At 51.1% G+C, this 21,194-nt stretch carries 23 protein-coding genes; 7 read left to right on the top strand and 16 right to left on the bottom strand.

Features of this window, described 5'->3' with window-relative positions; genetic code table 11:
* Position 1: 1 nt before the first annotated feature.
* Together dcm and JFY74_00750 are read right to left on the bottom strand one after the other, a co-directional pair.
* The gene (gene dcm / locus JFY74_00755) at positions 2-1,252 is read right to left on the bottom strand and encodes a DNA (cytosine-5-)-methyltransferase (protein ID QQG28645.1); all 1,251 of its coding nucleotides are present in this window, start codon (positions 1,250-1,252) and stop codon (positions 2-4) included.
* Positions 1,242-1,601 (bottom strand): helix-turn-helix domain-containing protein, encoded by a 360-nt coding sequence (locus tag JFY74_00750; GenBank protein ID QQG28644.1) that lies wholly within the window; start codon positions 1,599-1,601, stop codon positions 1,242-1,244. Before JFY74_00750 ends, dcm begins: the two co-directional genes overlap by 11 nt.
* Positions 1,602-1,823: 222 nt before the next feature.
* Here JFY74_00750 and JFY74_00745 point away from each other — a divergent pair, with 222 nt between their 5' ends.
* The 5 genes from JFY74_00745 to JFY74_00725 all read left to right on the top strand — a co-directional run bounded on the left by JFY74_00745 (position 1,824) and on the right by JFY74_00725 (position 5,388).
* On the top strand, positions 1,824-2,150 hold the full coding sequence (locus tag JFY74_00745) for a hypothetical protein (GenBank protein QQG28643.1): 327 nt from the start codon (positions 1,824-1,826) through the stop codon (positions 2,148-2,150).
* 137 nt (positions 2,151-2,287) lie between these two features.
* Positions 2,288-3,664 (top strand): Fic family protein, encoded by a 1,377-nt coding sequence (locus tag JFY74_00740; GenBank protein QQG28642.1) that lies wholly within the window; start codon positions 2,288-2,290, stop codon positions 3,662-3,664.
* 452 nt (positions 3,665-4,116) lie between these two features.
* On the top strand, positions 4,117-4,356 hold the full coding sequence (locus JFY74_00735; protein ID QQG28641.1) for a type II toxin-antitoxin system prevent-host-death family antitoxin: 240 nt from the start codon (positions 4,117-4,119) through the stop codon (positions 4,354-4,356).
* 2 nt (positions 4,357-4,358) lie between these two features.
* Positions 4,359-4,796, top strand: coding sequence for a type II toxin-antitoxin system VapC family toxin (locus tag JFY74_00730; GenBank protein ID QQG28640.1), 438 nt, complete (start codon positions 4,359-4,361; stop codon positions 4,794-4,796).
* A 34-nt stretch (positions 4,797-4,830) separates the two neighbouring features.
* On the top strand, positions 4,831-5,388 hold the full coding sequence (locus JFY74_00725) for a hypothetical protein (protein ID QQG28639.1): 558 nt from the start codon (positions 4,831-4,833) through the stop codon (positions 5,386-5,388).
* 47 nt (positions 5,389-5,435) lie between these two features.
* On the opposite strand, the gene JFY74_00720 is transcribed toward JFY74_00725, so the two are convergent.
* Complete coding sequence (locus JFY74_00720; GenBank protein ID QQG28638.1) at positions 5,436-5,981, bottom strand: hypothetical protein; 546 nt, start codon at positions 5,979-5,981, stop codon at positions 5,436-5,438.
* Positions 5,982-6,094: 113 nt separating this feature from the next.
* On the opposite strand from JFY74_00720, the gene JFY74_00715 reads away from it, so the two are divergent.
* Both JFY74_00715 and JFY74_00710 read left to right on the top strand, forming a co-directional pair.
* Complete coding sequence (locus tag JFY74_00715) at positions 6,095-6,481, top strand: hypothetical protein (GenBank protein QQG28637.1); 387 nt, start codon at positions 6,095-6,097, stop codon at positions 6,479-6,481.
* Between the two features lie 42 nt (positions 6,482-6,523).
* Positions 6,524-6,886 carry a DUF596 domain-containing protein gene (locus JFY74_00710; GenBank protein ID QQG28636.1) on the top strand — a complete coding sequence of 121 codons (363 nt, stop codon included), beginning with the start codon at positions 6,524-6,526 and terminating at the stop codon, positions 6,884-6,886.
* 10 nt (positions 6,887-6,896) lie between these two features.
* Here JFY74_00710 and JFY74_00705 read toward each other — a convergent pair whose 3' ends face one another.
* The 13 genes from JFY74_00705 to JFY74_00645 all read right to left on the bottom strand — a co-directional run bounded on the left by JFY74_00705 (position 6,897) and on the right by JFY74_00645 (position 21,037).
* A complete protein-coding gene (locus JFY74_00705) occupies positions 6,897-8,111 on the bottom strand; it encodes an AI-2E family transporter (protein ID QQG28635.1) in 1,215 nt (404 codons plus the stop codon).
* Positions 8,112-8,204: 93 nt separating this feature from the next.
* Positions 8,205-8,705, bottom strand: coding sequence for a GrpB family protein (locus JFY74_00700; protein ID QQG28634.1), 501 nt, complete (start codon positions 8,703-8,705; stop codon positions 8,205-8,207).
* A gap of 103 nt (positions 8,706-8,808) precedes the next feature.
* Positions 8,809-9,969 (bottom strand): FMN-dependent L-lactate dehydrogenase LldD, encoded by a 1,161-nt coding sequence (gene lldD / locus JFY74_00695; GenBank protein ID QQG28633.1) that lies wholly within the window; start codon positions 9,967-9,969, stop codon positions 8,809-8,811.
* Positions 9,970-10,196: 227 nt separating this feature from the next.
* Positions 10,197-11,636, bottom strand: a complete 1,440-nt coding sequence (aldA, locus tag JFY74_00690; GenBank protein QQG28632.1) for an aldehyde dehydrogenase — start codon at positions 11,634-11,636, stop codon at positions 10,197-10,199.
* Positions 11,637-11,925: 289 nt separating this feature from the next.
* Positions 11,926-12,855, bottom strand: coding sequence for a DUF1311 domain-containing protein (locus JFY74_00685; GenBank protein ID QQG28631.1), 930 nt, complete (start codon positions 12,853-12,855; stop codon positions 11,926-11,928).
* Positions 12,856-12,914: 59 nt separating this feature from the next.
* Positions 12,915-14,012: an acyl-CoA desaturase gene (locus JFY74_00680; protein ID QQG28630.1), complete on the bottom strand. Its 1,098-nt coding sequence runs from the start codon at positions 14,010-14,012 to the stop codon at positions 12,915-12,917.
* The gene (locus JFY74_00675) at positions 14,012-15,139 is read right to left on the bottom strand and encodes an acyl-CoA desaturase (protein ID QQG28629.1); all 1,128 of its coding nucleotides are present in this window, start codon (positions 15,137-15,139) and stop codon (positions 14,012-14,014) included. The genes JFY74_00680 and JFY74_00675 overlap by 1 nt, the downstream gene beginning before the upstream one ends.
* Positions 15,132-16,256 carry a sterol desaturase family protein gene (locus tag JFY74_00670; protein QQG28628.1) on the bottom strand — a complete coding sequence of 375 codons (1,125 nt, stop codon included), beginning with the start codon at positions 16,254-16,256 and terminating at the stop codon, positions 15,132-15,134. Before JFY74_00670 ends, JFY74_00675 begins: the two co-directional genes overlap by 8 nt.
* 4 nt (positions 16,257-16,260) lie before the next feature.
* A complete protein-coding gene (locus tag JFY74_00665; GenBank protein QQG30414.1) occupies positions 16,261-16,914 on the bottom strand; it encodes an inositol phosphorylceramide synthase in 654 nt (217 codons plus the stop codon).
* Positions 16,914-18,200, bottom strand: a complete 1,287-nt coding sequence (locus JFY74_00660) for a CoF synthetase (GenBank protein QQG28627.1) — start codon at positions 18,198-18,200, stop codon at positions 16,914-16,916. Before JFY74_00660 ends, JFY74_00665 begins: the two co-directional genes overlap by 1 nt.
* Positions 18,197-19,003 carry an MBL fold metallo-hydrolase gene (locus JFY74_00655; protein ID QQG28626.1) on the bottom strand — a complete coding sequence of 269 codons (807 nt, stop codon included), beginning with the start codon at positions 19,001-19,003 and terminating at the stop codon, positions 18,197-18,199. The genes JFY74_00660 and JFY74_00655 overlap by 4 nt, the downstream gene beginning before the upstream one ends.
* The gene (locus JFY74_00650; protein ID QQG28625.1) at positions 18,996-20,024 is read right to left on the bottom strand and encodes an NAD(P)-dependent oxidoreductase; all 1,029 of its coding nucleotides are present in this window, start codon (positions 20,022-20,024) and stop codon (positions 18,996-18,998) included. The genes JFY74_00655 and JFY74_00650 overlap by 8 nt, the downstream gene beginning before the upstream one ends.
* The gene (locus JFY74_00645) at positions 20,021-21,037 is read right to left on the bottom strand and encodes a ketoacyl-ACP synthase III (GenBank protein ID QQG28624.1); all 1,017 of its coding nucleotides are present in this window, start codon (positions 21,035-21,037) and stop codon (positions 20,021-20,023) included. The genes JFY74_00650 and JFY74_00645 overlap by 4 nt, the downstream gene beginning before the upstream one ends.
* Between the last annotated feature and the right edge of the window lie 157 nt (positions 21,038-21,194).

Raw genomic sequence — 21,194 nt, 5'->3', positions numbered from 1 at the left:
TTTAAAAGTAAGATATTAACTTTCTAGAAATAGCTTCAATAACCGAAACAGTTACGCTATTACCAAATTGCTTGTACGCTTGCATTTTTGACTTACTCGGTTCAAAGTCATCCGGAAAACCTTGTAATCTCGCCGCTTCTCTCAAGCTGATTTTTCTAGGGTTATCGTGTCCTTGATCAATTAATATTTCACTACCGTCTTTATAGTAACGAGCCGATATCGTGTTGGTATAAGATGACTCACTTGATACCAAACCAAATCCAAATCCTTTACCATTCTTCTTATTTTCAACTTTTCTACGCTGGTGCCCAGCCCATAAACGATCAGAAATTGTTAAATCAGGGTCGGGTGACGTTTCCAAAATATCACCAACACAAACACTTTTATCACATGCACTAGGATATTCAAATTTATCTAGTTCACCATCTTTCCATAAAATTATGTATATTCTTTGTCTATTTTGTGGAACACCAAAGTCTGTCGACTTTAGAACCATCTCTTTTGCTAACTCTTGAATTTTCCTTGTAGATCCATTCTCAATAATATCTTTAGGTATATTGCAGCTATAACCAATTCTAGTGAGAGTTTTTAGTATAACTTTTAATGTAAAGCCTTTATCGTGGCTTATTAAGCCTTTAACATTTTCTAATAAAGCAAATTTAGGTTTTTTCTTATCAATTATATTAGCAATATCGTGAAATAGCGTCCCTCTGGTGTCATCAATACCTAATTTCAACCCAGCATGAGAAAATGGTTGGCAAGGAAAACCCGCTAACAAAATATCATGATCAGGAATATAATCAGGATCAATCAATGTAATATCACCAAATGGATACTCCCCATGATTTCTCATATATGTTTGTTGTGCATGTTTATCATATTCAGACGAAAAAACACATGCTCCACCTGCATTTTGAAAACCAAGTCTTACACCGCCAATACCAGCAAATAAATCAATAAATTTAAACTTAGCATCTTTAGCAGGCTTTAATTTTAGATCGCCAAATACACAATCAAAAAAGTGATCCCTATCCACATAGATGCCTTGATCTTTTAACAATGACAATACTTGTTCTTTCAGTATTGCAGGCGAAGAAATACTTGAATTACAGAAAAACTGGCTATCAGTTGCTATTGCATGCAACCACTGGTCAACCAACGCCTTTGGTTCAGTCCCCTCGGGAACGTGAGAAATCACAAGCGGTTCGATTAATTTCTCTGCTTTATTGATTATTTCTAAACTATTTTTCATTGTTTATAACTACCACGAATTCTTGATGATTAATACGCGCACTTAGCGTGTTTTTTGAACGACTCAGGGTTACCAAATCGTACTTTTTTAGCGTTTTCAGCGTACGCGACACATTACTCACAGCCCTTCCGGTGAGAGCAGCCAGCTCGGTAATGGTTTTAGGTTCATGCTCAGCTATAATTTTGAGCAATTGCTGATTCTCTATGGAAAGCACATTCGCCACCGATTTCAGAGAATCAAACCAAATATCAATGGGATACGCTGGATCTTCCGTCTGCCCCCGAATGCCGACGACGCAGCGTTTTCGGCCATCAACTTCTGGCATGGTTTTATAAAAACCTGTTGACATAGGCACTCAATCCGTAATCTATAACTGTGTATTTATACATGGATATTCATATTATCATCTGATGATACTTAGGCAAGTATTGTATTCTTCATGTCATCTAATCGGAATATGTTTAGGCCATCTATTTCTACTACGAGAGAAAGTGAGTTACGAAACTCGTAGTATCTGAACCCGTAAAAAGCATCGACAATTGGCGACACTGACTTTCAAGGAGGATCGCCAATGACTACCATAAATGCTGTCGCTACCGAGAGTTCCATCACTATTTTCCGAGATCTAATCGCTTCGCTACCCGTTGATCACCTTAGTCATGCTCAGCGTGACGATCTCAGCGCAATTGCCGCAGAGTCGATTGAAGGGTTATGCCACGGTTTACAGTATCTAAGCGAATCGCTGGTCGCAGAAACCACCACAGAACACCTTCAACAAATCAGCACTTACCTCAACACCTGCGCACATTTGATTCCGGCATTGATGGCAATCAGCGAACAGGCTTCATCAATTCACACGGTAAACCCCACCGAAACTGTCCCTATCAAAGCCCAATAAGGACAATTTCCCTATAAACTGTCCTTATTGGTTTGCATTTTGTCCTTATCTCTACTACGTTTAGAGACACCTACTACCATTCTGTCCTTATAAAAATGAGCCAAGACAATCGTATACAGAAAGAGAAAACATCAATTTTGAAAGCAATGCTTCAGTTCGATGAAGCAAAAAGCCTGGGCGAAATTGAAGAATTTCTATTTTTTTCAATAAATAAGAAAACACTACAGCGCCGACTTAAAGAGCTGTACGACGACGGACAGATCGTGACGGTAGGGGAAAAACGCAATACTAAATATTATGCAAATAAGGACAATTCACCTTCATTGCATGTCCTTAAGTCATTCGATAAGGACACTAGCGATAACAACATAGGGACAATACGGGCAGATGAGGACAATCACCCCATCTTTTCCAAAGAGGCTATCTCACAGCTCGCCTATTTAGATACGCCTTCATACGCGCGTAAAAAATCCAGCTATCAATTTGATATGTTGAATAATTATTTACCCAACGTAACCCAGTACCTGCCGGTTCAGATACAAACGACGCTGGCGAAAATAGGGAAACGATTTGATGACACACTTGCAGCCGGTACTTACGCGAGGAATATTAGTCAACGCCTACTCATTGATTTGTCTTATAACTCTAGTCGACTAGAAGGTAATACCTACTCCAAGCTTGATACACAAAAACTTATAGAACAGGGACTTACAGCCGATGGTAAAGTTCATGAAGAAACTATCATGATCATGAACCACAAAGAAGCGATTGAATTTTTAATTGAAAATGCTGAAGAGATAATAATTAATGCCTTCACGATCAGAAACATTCACGCCCTACTTTCGCAAGATTTACTCGCCAATCCCAACGCATGCGGTAATATCAGGCAGATAGACGTCTCTATTGGAAGATCGGCCTATTTTCCGCTAAACAACCCCCATCAACTCGAGGAATACTTCTCTCTATTGCTACGCAAAGCAGAACAAATCCACAACCCCTTTGAACAAAGCTTTTTCTTATTCATTCATTTATCTTATCTACAAGCCTTTGAAGACGTAAACAAGCGAACCGCTCGATTATCCTGCAATATCCCTTTTATTAAGCACAATTTTTGCCCGTTAAGTTTTATTGATGTACCGCAAGAGGATTACTTTAAAGCATTGCTGTATTTCTATGAAACCAATGAGCTCCTGCCCGCTTTGGAGCTGTTCAAATGGGCCTATACGAGATCTTGCGAGCAATATGATGTAGTAAAAGAGTCGATTGGCGAAATTGATATTTATCGCATACAACATCGCGCGGTACGAAAAGTGGCGATGGGAAGTATTATCCGGGAAAATCTTAATGAACAGCTTGCAGAACAATATCTTAAGAAATATTGTGCAGAAAATGATATTCCTTCTGCCGATAAATTTATTGCCATGACACTCAGTGATTTAGCTCAACTTCATGTTGGATCAATCGTTGGACTTGGCATTACAGAAAAAATGTTTATTGAGTGGAAAAATAATTGAATGAACTAAAGGGCACGGCAGCACCAGCGAAACGCTGATTAATAGAGAAACCGACCTGCCCTACACATTAAACGCCTCTTGTTTGCCAAGTTGCTCGCTGCGGTTGATACCCAATCGGTTTGCAACAGTTTGCCAACCTTTCACTGCGCCAAGTACCTCGTCATAGATACGAGTTGCGTCCTCGCGGCTTAAACGGAAGAAATCGATCACCTCGAAGGCTAGTGATAACTTTCAGCCTCTATCGGTGAGCAAAAAATAATCAAATCGGGACTATATTCCCATAATATTGCCAAAGATGGGAATACAGTCCTATTTTCTCGGTCGATGAAAGCGACACAAAAAATCTTTCCACACTTTAATAGGTCATAGATTGACCAATTCTCATATGACCAGTAGACTCATTCATATAGACCAACTTTTTTGAAGAATTTGACCAACTCTTCGGAGGACCTGTGCAGAAAATCAATCTCTACGAGGCAAAGACCAATTTCTCTAAAATTATCAACCATGTGTCTGAAACGGGAGAATCCTATGTTATCGCCCGCAACGGTAAACCTGTAGCTAAGATCGTTCCTCTTACCGTTACCGAGAAAACGCCACGCATTGGTTTCATGAAGGGCCAAATTTCAGCCCCAGAGAATTTTAATGATTTGAATAAAGAAGAAATTATCGACATGTTTAATGGGAAATAATGATGGCAATCAACAAGGACGATGTACCAAAACGACGTTCTACTAGCTACTTGTTAGATACGCACGCGTTGATTTGGTTAGCAGGTGAGCCGGAAAAACTTAGCAGCGACACAATCGCCATTCTTTCCGATGACAATAACCGTTTTTACTTCTCTTCCGTCAGCATACAAGAGATAGCAATCAAAACTGCGTTGAACAAACCCAGCTTTAGCATTGATGCTGAGGCTATGACGAAAGGTTTATTATCAGCGGGTTATCTGGAGCTTCCGATGAATGCAACTCACGCCTATAACCTCGCTGCCTTACCCGAAATGCACCAAGACCCGTTTGACCGAATGTTAGTCTCTCAGGCGAAAATAGAAGGTCTGGCGTTGATAACGAACGATGGAAATATCATCAAGTATTGTTCAGGGTATATCAACGTGATCGAGTGCTGTTAGTACACCAGCAGCAAAACAGGGAAAAACAACCGTCATGCGTTATCTCGTCCTCCCGCTCATCCTTTTTGCCTTAACCGGCTGTCAGGCGGTTACCACCTTCGATAAATATGCCACGATGCGGCTTTATGAAGTGTATGAAGCGAAGAATCTTTCCGCCTGTGAGTACAAGCCGCAGTTTCGCGACTGTACCGTAGAAAAGCGTTCTTTTAACGTCAGGATTACGGACGATAAAAGCAAAATTGCATTAGTGGTAGGAAAACGCTATGCCTATTTCGGCTTCACGCGTGATGATTTTTCCCGCCAGACGCAGCCGCTGCGTGATTTCCTGATTTGGGCAGACGATCCGAACGCGCAAGATAAACAGATCAAGCAGCTACGTAAGGCCGGAAACGTAGGCGGAAGCCTGTTTTACAATAGCGAAGTGGAATATCAGTTCGATTATCTGCATACGCGTGCCGATGTTGCACTGCTCGTCGTTAAACCTCATCAAACGGCTGATTCTTATGGCTTGACCGTCGAGGAAGTGAAAAATCTGCTGTCGGTGATGGATGCCTGGTATGCCGGTACGTTTACCGGGAAACAGCTGACGTAAAACTCAGTTGAGGCGGCCAGACTGGTCACGTCTGGCCAAGAGCGGCATTAGAATTTCTGCATTCTGGAAGTAAACTGGCCGCAGTTTTTCAGCATCAAATCTTTAACGGGGCGGCGGTCGTAGTAGCCTTTCTCTGTCTTGAACACTTCGTAGACTTCAATGCGTCGGGGCGAATAAGGTCCATCAAACTTGCCAGTGACATAATAGTAATTCCCGACCACGGGTTTAAACGTCACGGTGCTAAATCCACCATTGGCAGCAATCATTCTGACCGCAATATTGTGTTGCGCACTGACCCAAAATTCACGGATCATCGTTGGCGTTTCTGGAATAGCTGGGAAGCCGAGTTCTTTATTATTGAGTTTAGTTTGGAACCCAATCGCGTTATTGGTGTAGCCATTTTCTGGCGCATCAAGATTAATGCATCTATCGGTATTCGGATAAACGCGAATATAGTCGAGGTTACGATTATCGAACGTGATACCCACGCGGTCAGTCCCCTGATAATCCTCCAATTTATGACTGTAGGTTGCTACCGAGCATCCGCTAAGTAATACCGCACTTATTCCTATCAGAAGCATTTTCCCAAACATAACCGTCCCTTACCTTTATAAAATCAGAACTTCCTGATTATTTTATGCCGTTTTTTATTCGAAAATTTATGCTCTATTACCTCACCTTAAACACTATTAATAAACGAGGCAACGTGGCAATTTCTCTCTATTACACCGCACGACGTAAAAAATCCCTGAGCCAGACAGAGATATCTGCCGTGAAGGAGATCGTCCAACGCCATTCCGTTAATGACCAAATTGAGAAATATCTGACGACCGGTGAAGGCCTGAATTGGGAATCCTTTGATTTCGCCCTGAACGTGAAAATCGGTAACGTATTCAGGAAGGGGATTGTACTCTCCGGTTCAACCAAACTTCCCGATAACGATGAAGAAGCCACCTGGGTTGGCGTACAGCACTGGTGCCAGTGTTTATCCGAAATACGCGGCGTTTTGACACACTGTGAATGGCACGTCGCGGTCGACGATCGTGCTATTCCGTGGAGCCATGAGGTCAATGCCTATGACCCTGCGCGTTAGAAACGTGAGCCTATGACAAAAACAGGAAACAGGGAGAGCGAGATGGACGACAACGACATTTACGATGCTGTCGCAACCAGCGCATACGGGCTATCGATGGGTGCGATATGGCAACATATTGCGGTGGAGTGTCGGAGCAATCCCAGAACCTACGCCCAACGTCAGGTTCTGTTTTTTACGCTGCTGGAACGGTTCATCGCAGAGGGCAGAATCCGGCTTGCCAGTCAGGGAGGTTACCAGCCAGGCGACCCGAAACATCAGGTCGATCGGCTCCGCCATGCCTTTCCACCTGAAATATCCGATGATGAATTTGATGATGTCGACGAATTTGGCCTGTGGTTCTTAGCCAAAGCCCCCGCAGGCGTCGTGTGGATCACGCCCGAGGGTCAAGATAGTTGGACTTAGCGTAGGCGGCTCACTCTACCTTCTTCTTTCCCGAATCCTGACTTTCCGCCGTTGGCTCAGCTACCGCCTTGCTGTCCGACGATTGGCTCACCGCCGCACCAGCGTCTTCGGGATTTACCGAACTCGCGTACAGACGACCTTCCTCGATAAAATCTTCGTCGATGCCTTCAATATTCCCCTGATTATCACGACCAGAGAGGATGTTCCAGCAGGCGATGAACAGCGCAGCAATCAGCGGGCCAATCACAAAACCGTTGATACCGTAGATTTCCATGCCGCCCAGCGTGGTGATCAGAATCAGGTAATCCGGCATTTTGGTGTCTTTCCCCACCAGCAGCGGACGCAAAATGTTGTCCACCAGCCCAATCACCAGCACGAAGAAAGCGACAATGAAGATGGCTTGCCAGAGCATATCCGTCGCAAACAGGAAGACGGCAGCAGGCACCCAGATAATAGCCGAGCCCACGGCGGGGATTAGCGACAGGAACGCCATCAGCGAGCCCCACAGCAGGCTGCCTTCTATTCCTGCGATGGAGAATGCAATCCCGCCCAATGTCCCCTGCACAATCGCCACAACCACGGTGCCTTTCACGGTCGCCCGAGATACAGCAGCAAACTTCACCAGCAGATGATGCTTAACATGGGTGGACAGCGGTAGCGATTCCAAAATCAGGTTCACCAGATAGGAACCATCTTTCAGGAGGAAAAAGAGCAGGTAGAGCATCACCCCGAACCCGATAAAGAAGGTGAACGTCCCTTTGCCGATCAGCAGCACGCTTCCCGCCAGATATTGCCCACCTTTCAGCACAACCTGAGAAAGCTCTTGCTGTATTTTGGCGGCGTTATCCAGATTGTGTTCCGCCAGGAAATGTCGCGCCCACTTCGGCAGATGCTGAATCAGCTCCGCCAGCACCACCGGGAATTGCGTATTGCTGTCCTGCAATCGGGTGTAAACCCCGTTAATCTCAACCACCAGCGAGGAAACAATGATCCCCAATGGAATGAACACGATCAGGAAGATGATCAGGACCGTCAACAACGAGGCAACGCCGTTGCGATCGTTCAATTTTTGCCGAATTTTGCTTTTCAGCGGATGGAAGATCACGGCCAACACCGCCGCCCACAGGATGGCGGAATAATACGGCGCCAATATGTCAAAAAACGCCAGCGTGACGACAAATAAGATAAGGATGAAGAATCCCTTCGTAAGCCCTTTAATATTCACAACGATTTCCCCTTCGTTCAATCTGCTCTCGAAATATAGAACGAAGTGGGGCGTTTGCAATACAGGAAAAAACACCGGATTCGGCGGAAATGGCTACGCAAGCGCCTCATGCATCGCGATAAAGTCATCTTTTAACTGACTATATCGTGCGGCATCGTTGTCACAAGCCCGTGCGGCAGCACGCTTTATTTCCGCATATTCTGTACATACAGAAGGGTTTGCACGCAGATAATCACGAAAAGCCAAGTGCCGTTGAATATGCCCGTCACCCACCACGAAGGCGTGCAGGTGATGCGTACGATCATCGCCGCCCTTAGTATAGTAACGACGCCCCGCGATCCCATTTTCTCCACGGGGACGATAGCCCAAATCGACCATGACGTGATCCAACCTATCCAAATCGGACAGCGAAACCACTTCCAGCAGCATATCAATCACCGGTTTAGCGGGTAACCCCGGCACGGCCGTGCTACCAATATGGTGGATTCTCACCGCAACGTCACCGAGCGCCTGCGCTATCGCACGCGCCTCTGTTGCGTAATTCGTCACCCATTGTGGATCGTAATCGACCACGGTAATTATGCGCCCACCCATTCACCTCTCCCCCAACGCAGCGTTATTGCATAAAGGCTACCAACGTTCAGGGAAAGGTTCAAAGCCATCACGCGGCGAGAGACGCTCACCACGTGATTCGTGCTTATAGACCATCCAGTCGCCGCTGGGTGGCCTGCACCAGCGAGTCGGTGGTGATGTCGGCAATGGATTTGGCACCGGTAAGCGTCATCGCCACACGCATCTCTTTTTCGATCAGGTTCAGCAGGTTAACCACGCCCGCTTCGCCCGCTGCCGCGAGTGCGTAGACAAACGCGCGCCCGAGCATCACACCATCCGCTCCCAGCGCGATCATGCGCACCACATCCAGCCCGGTACGAATACCGGAATCCGCCAGAATGGTGATCTCACCTTTCACCGCATCGGCGATGGCAGGCAGCGCATGTGCCGTCGAGAGCACGCCGTCCAGTTGACGGCCGCCGTGATTGGAGACCACGATGCCGTCTGCGCCGAATTTCACGGCCTCTTTGGCATCTTCCGGGTCGAGGATACCTTTGATGATCATCGGCCCTTTCCACATCTCGCGAATCCACGCCAAATCCTGCCACGAAATAGAGGCATCGAAATTCTCCGCCAGCCAGCCGATATAGTTCTCCAGCGTCGTCGGCGTGCCGCGATAGGCGGAAACGTTGCCCAGATCATGAGGCTTACCGTTCAGCCCGACATCCCACGCCCATTGTGGATGAGTAACCGCCTGTAAAATGCGACGTATCGCCGCATTCGGGCCGCTCATGCCGGAATGGGCATCACGATAGCGCGCGCCCGGCGTCGGCATATCCACGGTAAAGACCAGCGTCTTGATGCCCGCCGCCTGCGCACGTTCCAACACGTTGCGCATAAAACCGCGGTCTTTTAACACGTAGAGCTGGAACCACAGCGGCCGATCGATAGTGGGTGCGACCTCCTCAATCGGGCAGACGGAAACGGTAGACAGCGTAAAGGGAATACCCTTCTGCGCCGCCGCACGGGCAGCCTGAACCTCGCCGCGTCGGGCGTACATTCCGGTCAGGCCAACGGGTGCCAGCACCACCGGCATCGCCAGTTTTTCGCCGAACAGTTGGGTTTCCAGGCTCAGATCGGAGACATTTTTCAGGATACGCTGACGCAGCGCGATATCCGCCAGATCGGCGGTATTACGCCTGAGCGTGTGCTCGCCATATGCACCGCCATCGACGTAGTGGAAAAGAAACGGCGGCAGCTTACGCTGCGCCGCCGCCCGGTAGTCCGTTGAAGCAGAGATGATCATCGTCCTTTCCCATCCTTCTTCTTGTTTGTGCCACTGTTACGGTAAGTGGCATGACCGTGAGTGAAGCTGCCTTTAGTGAAATTCATGCTGTTCACTTAAGCCTGTTTTTAGGGGAAACACAGGGGGAGGTTCCCGCAGGGAGGCCTCACCCCTGTGGTCGCCCCGTGTATCTCGATACTTAAGCGATCGGCATGACTTTATTGAGATTGCCTTTAGTGAAACTGCTTTTAGTGAAATTGAAGGTACGCGACATGCGTTTGCAGATATTCCTGCAAGCCATGCTTGCCGTCCGCCCCACCCACACCGGATTTACGCCAGCCCGCATGGAAGCCCTGCATCGCCTCGAAGTTTTCACGGTTGATGTAAGTTTCGCCGAACTTCAACCCTTTCAACGCCTTCATCGCGGTGTTGATATTCTGAGTATAGATCGACGACGTCAGGCCATATTCGCTGTCGTTCGCCATCGTAATCGCCTCTTCCAACGTGTCGAAGGTCGCAACGGGCAGCACCGGCCCAAACACTTCTTCGTGCATGATCGGCATGTCTTGTTTCACGTCTACCAGCAGCGTAGGCGGGTAGAAATAGCCTGTACCACTTTCGCGCTGGCCACCGAGCAACACTTTCGCGCCCTGCGATACCGCTTTCACCACTTTGTCTTCTACACGCTTTAGCGCCGCTGCGCTGATCAACGGCCCCATATCCAGCGCTTTTTTCTCCGCCGTGTTGCCGAAGGTCACCTGCTCCATCGCAGTTTTAATACGGGAGATAAACTCGTCGTAAATGCCTTTCTGCACGTAAACGCGCTCGGCGCAGTTACACACCTGCCCGCTGTTGATCACGCGGGAGCTGACAATCGCTTTCACCGCCAGATCGAGATCGGCGTCGTCCATCACGATAGCCGGAGCTTTGCCGCCCAATTCCAGCGACACCTTCGTGACGTTCTGCGCCGCCGCCGTCATGGTGGCGATCCCTGCCGCCACGCTGCCGGTCAGGCTGACCATGCCGACTTTCGGGTTAGCAGCCAGCTCTTGCCCTACCGTTGGGCCATAGCCGGTAACGAAATTGATGACGCCTTTCGGCAGGCCAATTTTGTGAATGATTTCGGCGAAAATCACCGCATTATTCGGTGTAATCTCGCTCGGTTTGATGACGATGGTATTTCCGGTAATCAGCGCTGGAGCCGCTTTACGCGCGATCAGGAAGAAGGGGAAGTTCCACGGTAGAATACCGGTCGTGACGCCAATGGCTTTACGGAAGACGAAGATATTTTCATTCGGGCGGTCGCTCTGAATGATTTCGCCTTCATAACGGCGCGCCCACTCTGCCATGTAGTCGAGATAGTCAGCGGTGAACAGCACTTCCGTCTGCGCCAGACCGTGCGTTTTGCCGCCTTCTGCGATGATAGTGTCGGTCAGTTCGGCTTCGCGTTCGCGAATACCATCGGCAATCTTGTGCAGCCAGACGCCGCGCTCAACCGCAGGCAGCGCTTCCCAGCCCGGCTGCGCAGCTTCTGCCGCCTCTATCGCTCTCTTTGCGTCGTCAGCGGAGCCTTCCGGGATCTGTGAAATAACCTGCTCTGTGGCTGGGTTCACCACATCAATCCACTTCCCGCTTCTGTTTTCAACAAACTCACCGTTGATGTACATACGTTTTTGGGTGGTGCTCATGTCAGGCATCTCCAAAGTAGGGTTAGAGAATACAACGCATAAACGAGTTGTTAATAAAACACGTCTTTTTTGTGAAGTTTTGCCATGCTGCGCGATCTGCACTGCATTTACCTTTTCATGGCTGCCATCTCGATCTGGCAAGTGGCAAAAAAGTCATACAGAGAACGTCTGACGTAACACTTTTGCAAAGTATCGGAGAATGCAGGGGAATAACGGCAGAGTGGGAATGAACGGGGCGGTGACAGACGCCGCATTCAGCTACGGCGTCTGTCTGTGAAGCAGGGGAATATTACTGTTCGTCGACTTTTACTATCTCTTCCTTCACCTTCCACTGGCCGCCCACCAGTTCGCGGGTGGTGGCGACCATCGCCTGCTTCTCTTCGGAGTAAGCTTCTGTGGTTTCGACAATCAGGACAGGCTTATTATTGGCTATCTGATAGGTAGACCATTGGTGCCAGCAGCAGCCGCTTTTGGTAAACGTCGTGATGGTCTTACTTTTCTCATCAATCTCGAACAGGCCGAGGTTGGAACTGGCTAACTCGGTCAGCGGCGCATTCTGGGTAAACTGCTGCCTTTCTACATCAAACAGGTACACATCGTAAGACGGCCCGCCGTAAGCGCCGTTATTGCCATTACGCAGCATGATATCCGCGTGGTGATCGAAGTTAGCGTCATCAATCACCAGCCCGCTGTTGTTCTCACCGTAGACCTCAACCAGATTCGCGGTGACTTCACCCTTATTGTTCAGCTCGATGAACATATTTTCCATGTTGATACGCTGGAACAGGTCACCACGCCCTTTCTTAAAGATATCCAGCGTGCCGGGGCCTTCGCAGGTTGAGTAAGAAGAGTCGAGATTGCACGTCGCCACGCTGAGAACGAAGTCCCACTGGTCTGATGCCTGAGTAATCAGAGAGATATTTTCACTACCGGAAAGCGCCTGAATACGGGAAACCATCTCATTCCCCAAACAAACGTCATCCTTACAGCGGTCACGCTCGGCCAGCCACGCGCGCTGCGTCAGGAGCGCCTGCGCTTTGCCCTCTTTTTTCGCGTAACCCTGATAGGCCTTGTTTAATACCGTATCAAGTTGCTGTAAACGGCTACTGGCGCAAATCATTTTCTCAGTGTCTGTACTGGCCTTACTGCAATCTATTGCCCAGACGGACGAGGTGCAAAAGAACAGCAGGGATGAAGCGGCCAGAGATAAATAACGCATGAAGTATCGCTCCTTGAAAAACAGATGAGACCTAACTGATTGATAAAACGGATAACGGGCTATTTCTTGCTGCCATTTCCCATCTTTTTAAGAAAACGCTGCTGCTCAACCAAAATCGCTTTCAACGTAATACATTGATAATCAATGCCGTAACGTGGGGCGACGTCTGCAATAATTTTCGATAACGCAGGGTAGTGTCGATGATTCCAGTTGGGGAAAATATGGTGAGTCAGGTGCATATTAAGCTGCCCCAGCCAGTAGCCAAGCCAGGCGGGACGTGTAGCCCAGTCCACCGTGGTGGAAAAGACGTGCTGATAGCGGCCATGCCTGAATAGGCCATCGTCCGGTGCCTGATAGAACGTCCCTTTTGCCCAGTGCGAGCCCAGAATCAGGACGACAAAAATCAGCGATGACAGCATCTGGCTCAGCAGATAAACCAGCAACAGCGCACCGGCGCTGACGGGTGTCGGCGACAACAGCCAATAGGGGATCGCCAATGCCAGCAGTGCATGCAGCGCTTTTGATAACAGAAAAATACCCCAGCCCTTACCGCCTTGAAGCGTCATATTACGCGTCACCTGCGTTTTCCCCACGCGATCGAGCCAGTCAAAAAACCAGATGATGCAGGGGAATGTCAGCGACGCCACCATCGGCCAGTAGTAGCGCTGGGCACGCATAAAAAAGCGAAACCGGTGGTAGGGCGATTGCCGCAAGACGCCGTTCTCTTCGATGTCCAGATCGTAGTGCTGCACGTTGACGTGCGCATGATGAAAAATCACATGCCGCACTCGCCAGCAATCGGAATCCATACCGAGCGGAATACTCACCACAATATTGAGCAAACGGTTCGCCCACGGCCGCCGGAAAAAGACGTTATGCGAGGCGTCATGCACCACGTTCACCGCCAGAAACATGGCGGTAAAAATAAAGCCAAAGTAGCAACCAGCAAACCCCCACGGCGTTGTCTGCCAGAGGCTGAAACCATAAAACGTCAGGCACAGCGCCACCAGAAACAGCATCTTGCCGATAAACCCAGCGTTGGCAAAACGGTGATCGCCCGTTGCTGCCAGATAGTCATTCGCGGCCTTCATCAGCGCCCGATGCAACGCCAGATCGCGACCTTGTTCATAGCGCAGCGGCTTCAGCGGTGCGAGCATCATCCTTCCTCTGAACCATGTTGCACAGTACGCCGATCGTTCCCCTCACCCATCGATTTTAAAAACCGTCGCTGGCTAGCCAGTAGCTCACGATAGGTAATGCAGCGATAGTTCATGCCATGCTCGGCGGCCACGCGCCGTAAAATAGCGGCTAGCGCAGGGTAATGGCGATGGTGCCAGCCAGGGAAAAGATGGTGTGTCAGGTGCAGGTTTAACCCTCCCGTACAGCATTCAAGCCAGCGCGGCGTCGGCAGCCAGTCACAGGCGGTCGCAAAGTTGTGCTGATACCAGCCTTGAGGCATCGCTTCTGTATCGGCAACGGCATAGAACTCAGCTTCAGCCCAGTGCGTACCCAGCAGTAAAAACACCACCAGCAACGAGGCCAGCATTTGACCCAGCAAATAGCTTAACAGCACGATGCCCGGGCTAATGCCGTGTGCCGCCCCCACCATGATGGGAATAACCAATAACAGCAGAACATGGCCGATTTTACTGCCGATAAAAATCATCCATCCACGGTAGCCTAACTGTACTGAACGAGCATTAACGGGGGTTTTACCCAAGCGATCGGCCCAATCAAAAATCCAGGCAATATAAGGGAGCGAGAACGCGGCCACCAGCGGCCAGTAAAGATGCTGATAGCGCATGTAGGAACGGTGGCGCTGAAAAGGCGTTTGGCGGAAAACTCCATTTTCTTCCGTATCCAGATCGTAATGTTCCACATTCGGATAAAGATGGTGGAAGTCCACATGGCGCAAACGCCAGTAATCGGGATCGATGCCTAATGGCAACGTGACGATGCGCCCGACCACGCGGTTCAGTGTCTGATTGCGGAAAAAGGTATTATGGGAGGCGTCATGATTAACGATGATATTCAATAACATCGACAGCATGATAAAAGAGAAATAGCTCAGGAAGAACGTCCACGCCGCCTGCTGCACTAAACAAAGGGCATAACAGGCGATGCAGCATAAAAAGAGTAATCCGGCCTTAATAAACTGCCCGCTATCGGCAAAGCGATGATCGTGATTAGCGCGGAGATAGGCCGACGTTTCCCGCTGTAATGCACGATGGAAAGCCTGTTCGCCCTTCGCAGGATACAGTTTGGCGGGAAGCACACTAGACATTTTCATGCTCCTCAGTCAGGGGACGTCGGCCCCAGCCGACCGCCATCGCCATCCCGTGCAGCGCCAGCATCAGCATCGCCATCTTCCAGTAGAGCGCTTCCCAGCCCAGATAGACAAGAAACACGGCAGGGAATAGCAGCCCCACCAGCAGCCAAACGTAAATACCCCAGCGTCTTCCTTCGGAAATGCCGCCCAGCGCAACCGCCCCCGCCACCAGCAATAGGAAGAGCGCCGCCTGCGACAGATCGGCGGAATCATAGCCGTAGCCATACAGGTAGACATAGCCCACCACCAGCGCAAACAGCAGCATCGCACCGGCAATCAACGCCATCGGCGTACAGTGAAACGTCGCCTGACGCGTACGGCGCACCGACAGTTTCAGGTACGACATAAACGGCAGGTTACTGGCCCAAAACGGGTTTTTCGAGGGTATTTCCCGACCCGCGCCATAGCGGAAAGGCGTGTCAGGCAGCTGTGGGCAAAAACTGCCGAACAGCTTGTCCCAAAAAATAAAGGTACCGCCGAAGTTCTTATCGGCGTACGCCCGGTCGTTCACGTGGTGTACGCGATGGTGTGCCGGTGTCACCAGCACCTTCTCCAGCCAGCCCAGTTTGGGCGTCATGGCATTATGGTTAAACAGTTGAACGCTGTAATGCAGGATGGAAACGGTGACGAACACGTATAGCGGAATGCCGAGCAGCGCCAGAATCAGGAAGAACGGAATTGAAGTCAGCGAGGAATACCAGGAGTTACGCACGCCCAGCGACAGATTGAAATGTTCTCCCTGATGGTGAACCACATGCACCGCCCACAGCACGCCGAAGGTGTGGTGCAGGCGATGTAGCCAATAGAAACCGAAATCCCAGGCAAGTAGCGCGAACAGCCACATCAGCACCGGCGGCCAGGTTTCCACCCAGCCGAAACTGAAATGCGCCGCGACATAGCCGTAGCAAAAAATTTCCACGCTGCGAAAAAGCCACAGCATGATATGCCCTGAATTCAGGTTGAAAACCACGTCATGCCAGTTCACCGTTTCACGCTGCATCCACTGTAAAACCAACGCTTCGCCAATCACCACAACCAGCATGAAGACAATGGGTAGTGCCAAATCGATCATGATGTCATTCCTGATGGCGCTTATCGTTGGGTAACGGAACCGATGGGCGTAAGGCTATCACTGTCTCTCGGTTGCACAGAAAGATCCATCCGGCGATTACCGCAAGTATCGCGCCAGTCACCAGATCGATGAACAGGTGGCGGCGCAGTTGCAGGATGGAAAAGGCTATCGCCGCTCCCCACAGAAGATACAAGCCGGTCCTCACTTTCTGCTGGCCATCGCTCATCGCCCACACCGCCAGCACCGTTAGCGCAATATGCAGCGACGGCAGGCAATTCTGTGGCGAGTCGATAAGCAGCAAAAGCTGTAGCACACGCGTGGAAAAATCGTCCCCGACGACCAGCGGATACACCATCGTGGTCGGAAAAATCAGGTACACCGCGCCCGCAATCAAGGCGGTGAGCTGCGTTGCACGACGTAACCCTGCCAGACGCGATATTGGGCAGGATAAATAGGACAGCGGCACAATGATGAAAAAGGAGAGATACAGCCAGATAGCCGAAGCGCTAAAGGGAATCCACTCATCAACCAGCGACGTCGGCAGCACTGTTCCCTGCCCCTGAAACTGCGCACTCAGTTGATACACCACGCCGACCGTTCCCCAGCCGAAGAGCAGCGCTTTCAGCCGCAATAGCAGCGTGTGTTGAGGAAATCGCATCATGCTTCCCCCTTCAGGTGAGTAATCCGTCTGCGCTTTTGCGTAAATTCCGGCGCGATCTCCCCGGCGGTGAGATGCCACCGCAGGCGCGACGCATCAATGCCCTGCAACGCAAACTGCTGCACCAGACTGTCCCGACAGGCTTCCAGCTCCGGCAGGCTACACGCGGCAGATAAATGCAGCGTCGCGTCGCCCTGCTGCACCAGCCGATAGTCGGCATGCAGCGGCAGCGCGTTAGCAATCACTCTGCTACAGAGATCGGCAAACACGGTCTGAGTTTCACCGCTGCGGTTCGGCAACCTCAGGCTGTCATCGCTGCGCCCTTCAATACGGGCTATTGCCATCGTCACGCGGCCACACGCACAGGGATCCCGCTGTTTGACCAGCACATCATCCAGCCGATAGCGCACAATCGGCTGCGTGCTGCGGGTGAAATCGGTAATGATGGGCGTAAAGCGTTCGTCATCCAGCCACTGCGGCTCAATGTGAATAAATTCTTCGTTAAGATGCAGCGTGCCATGTTCACAGGTCGATGCCAGAAAGCCTTCCGTTGCCTGATACACTTCCCCTACTTGCCCGAAGACCTGCTGCAACAGTTGCTTATCCTGTGGCTCCAGTACCTCAGCCACGGAAATCACCTTTTTGACCGACAGGCGCAGTTCACCACGCTGTACCGCCAACGCCAGCTCGCGCAGCACCTGTGCGGGGGCAACGATAATCGACGGTGACCACGCTTCCAGCCGCGAAAAATGGCTGGGAAATGGCGCGAAGAGATCGTAAAACGACAGGCTGAGCCAGCGGTTATCGACGCTGTGATACAGGTTGTTATCCGCCCGCAGAAACAGCGCCACCCGTTCACCGGCGCGTAAACCGTCCGGCAGCATTTTCGCCAGCATGCCTCCAGCCCAAATCTGCTGTTCGCGCGGGCTGACAACAAACAGACCGCGCTGGCCAGACGTACCGGACGACAGCCCGACGCTAAACCCGTTCACATTCGGCGTGAAGTCGCGATCCACTTCGCTGCGGCGCGCGCAGGCAAGCAGGTCATCTTTCTTAAGCCCAGCGGTGTTCATGCGATCGAATTCAGCCATCATTACGGCTTTATCCATCGTCGGCCACGACATTATAGGAAGCTGGCAGTAAGGACGAAAATAGGGACTACGCGCCAGCACCCGTCGCGCGAAGCGGGCGAGCTGATTCTGCTGATGGCGTTCAAGCGCCTGACGGGTAGTAAAACTCAGGCGTTTGGCGCGGAAATAGTGCCAGATCGTCATCAGCGGAATCATAGGTCACCCTCGTGGCACAGACGAATCTCGACCTGTCCGTTCAGGTGTAACTGATGCAGTTGGTCCAGCGTGTGGTAATAGGCTTTTGGATCGTCCATCACCAGATTCGCCAACCGCGACGGCCCACGACCTTCACGATAGCTGTGCGGCGACCAGGCGGCATCACTTGCTAGCAGCACCCAGCCGTTTTCGGTCAGCACAAACGCGCCAAGGTGTCCGGCGGCATGGCCGGGCAACGGCACCAGCACGATCTCTTTGTCGCTACCGGGCAACGCATAGCCTTGCGTAAACGGTGCCAACTCCGCAGGCAGATCGGTGAGCGGGAAGCTCTCAACAAACTGGAGCGCTTGCTCGAAATGTTCAGGAATCAACGCAGGCACAAATGCCCGCTTCAACGCGGCGAAACCGCGCAGGTTCCGCGTCTGCTGCCAGCCCAGCGCCGAACAAATAAACGGCACGGAGGGGAAGTCCCGCAGCCCCGCGATATGGTCGCCGTGAAAATGGGAGATGATCAGGCCGTCGATATCGGCAGGCTGAATGCCCTGCGCATGTAGCTGGTGAATCAGCGCATTTTTCGTTTCGAAATGCACTGGCGTCATTCTACGGTACAGTTGGAACAGGCCGGAACGCGTGGCATCGGTAAAATGCTGAGCATAGCCGGTATCCCACAGCCAGCGCTTACCCTGACTTTCCAGCATCCAGACCCGCGCCGGAAAACGGCACACTTTCCATCCCGCACCACGCAGCGCCATACAACCCGGATGCAGGCAGTATCCTACTTCAAACGTCGAAATATTAGCCATGTCCGTCAGTGCTCCGCTGCGCAAGGTGTGTTTTGAACCAGCTACCGGTTAACTCGATACCCTGCTGGAGGGAAAAACGCGGCTGATAGCCCAGCTCTTGCTGCGCTTTCTCCGCGCTGAGCGTCATATCAAAATTCACCGCTCCCGCGCTGTAGCGCGTCAGCAGAGGCTCTTTTCGGCTAAACCACGAGAACAGCTCCATACCACCGGCCACCGCGTGCAGTAACGGATACGGCACCGCCTTAACGCGATAATTCATGCCCAACTGACTGACCAGCAGTTGCTGAAGCATGTCTGCAAGGCGTGCGGGCTCACGATTGGTAATGTTGTATGCCGAACCTGAAACCAATCCCGTGCGCTGGCTGGCAAGCGCCATCGCCTCTACCACGTTGCCGACAAACGTCAGATCCAGCAGCGCTTCACCACCTCGCGGGAGACGCAGCACGCCGCCGCCCACCGCGATCTGCTCCAGAACACGCGGCAGAATCACACGGTCATGTGGGCCAAACAGGCCACGCGGACGCAGGATGACATAGGTGGTTTGCGGGTAGCGTGACGTCAGCGCCTGAAGCCGTTCTTCCGCCAGAAATTTGGTCTGTGCATAGTGATTGGCAAAACGCACCGCGCGGTAGCTTTCATTAATATTCAGGTGGTGCTGATAATCAAAGTAAATCGCAGGCGTGGAGATGTGCACAAAACGCGGGATGCCCAACTGACCCGCGGCTTCAGCCAGTCGCGCCGTTACCTCGGTATTATTCTGATAAAAATCATTATATTGACCCCACGGTGATGATTTTGCGGCACAGTGCCAGACCACATCACAGCCCGCCATCAGCGTTCGAAACTGCTCTACCGACGTTTCCACCAAATCAATGCGGGCGAACTGCGCACCCTGCGCTTCAAGCTGTTGCCCCACCGTGCGATCGCGCCCGCAAGCCAGCACCTGATGCCCAGCCTGGAGCAGCCATTCCACCGCGTTACGCCCCAACCCGCTGGTTGCACCCGTGACGAAGACTCTCATGGGATCAGTACCATCCCGCCCAGCGTCAACCCGGCGGCCGTACCGACCAGCATCGCGGGTTCACCTTCAGGCAGGCGTTGCGTCACGATGGCATGGTGCAGCGCCGTCGGAATCGAGGCCGCCACCTGATTGCCATGATAGCGGTAAATATCAATCAGCCTTTCCGTCGGAATCGCCAGCCGCTTGCGCATATGTTCCAGCGACAGGTGGCTGGCCTGATGCGGAACCACCGCCGCCATCTGATCCAGTGAGTAGCCGCTGGCATCCAGCAGACGTTGCAGATAGCCCTCAATCAAGGCAGAAGCCTGCCTGAATAGCCGTTTTCCCTGCATATGGAACAGAAAATCATGTAGTTCCATCCCCGCACGCGGGTTGCGCAAGGTGCCGCCTGCGCGGATTTGGCACAGTTCGTTGCCCTTCGGATAAGTTTCCAGCAAACACGCCGTAATACCGCTGCGCCCATCGCCGCGTTCAACAATGGCGCACGCGGCACCATCGCCAAAAATCAGCGACGACTCTTCGTCATCCCAGTCAATGCCGCGTGAGGCCAGTTCGGTAGAGACAATGGCAATGCGCCGATAAGCGCCAGTATTCAGCAAACCAGCTGCCACCTGAAGCGCGGAAATAAAGCTGACGCAGCTGCTGTTAATATCAAAACAGGCCGTCCCTTTTGGCAGAGACGACACTTTTAATAAATGGCTGGCGCTATAAGGCAGCGCCTGAATCGGAATGGCAGAAGCAAACAGCAGCAGATCGATTGACGCAGGCGGAATAACTCCCCGCGCCAGCGCGTCATTTAATGCCGCCACACCGAGCTCGGCCTGACTAGCATGATTATCCGCATGGTAGCGATAGATAATGCCTGAACGGCTTTCGACATAACCAGCAGGTTTATTGAGCCGCACATCCAATTCAGCCGAGGTCACCCGCTGTGCGGGGAGCGCGCAGCCGGTAGAAATAATCTTGAGCGGAATCAATCCCTGAGTAAATGCATAGCTTTGCGTCTTCAACATCCATCCTTTTCAGATTTATTATCGTTTTACCTGCACCTACGGTGCCATATACCCTAAATAATTCGAGTTGCGTGACAAAAACGCCAAGGCGTTTTTGAACAGCGTTTATGCTGACTCCGAAGGAGTGAGGCCGTAAGGCCGAATAACGCGGCCAACA

The organism is Pectobacterium carotovorum, from assembly GCA_016415585.1.
Taxonomy (GTDB): Bacteria; Pseudomonadota; Gammaproteobacteria; order Enterobacterales; family Enterobacteriaceae; genus Pectobacterium; species Pectobacterium carotovorum_K.
Note: the sequence above shows the minus strand (reverse complement) of the source record. Positions and strands in the feature narration are given on the sequence as shown.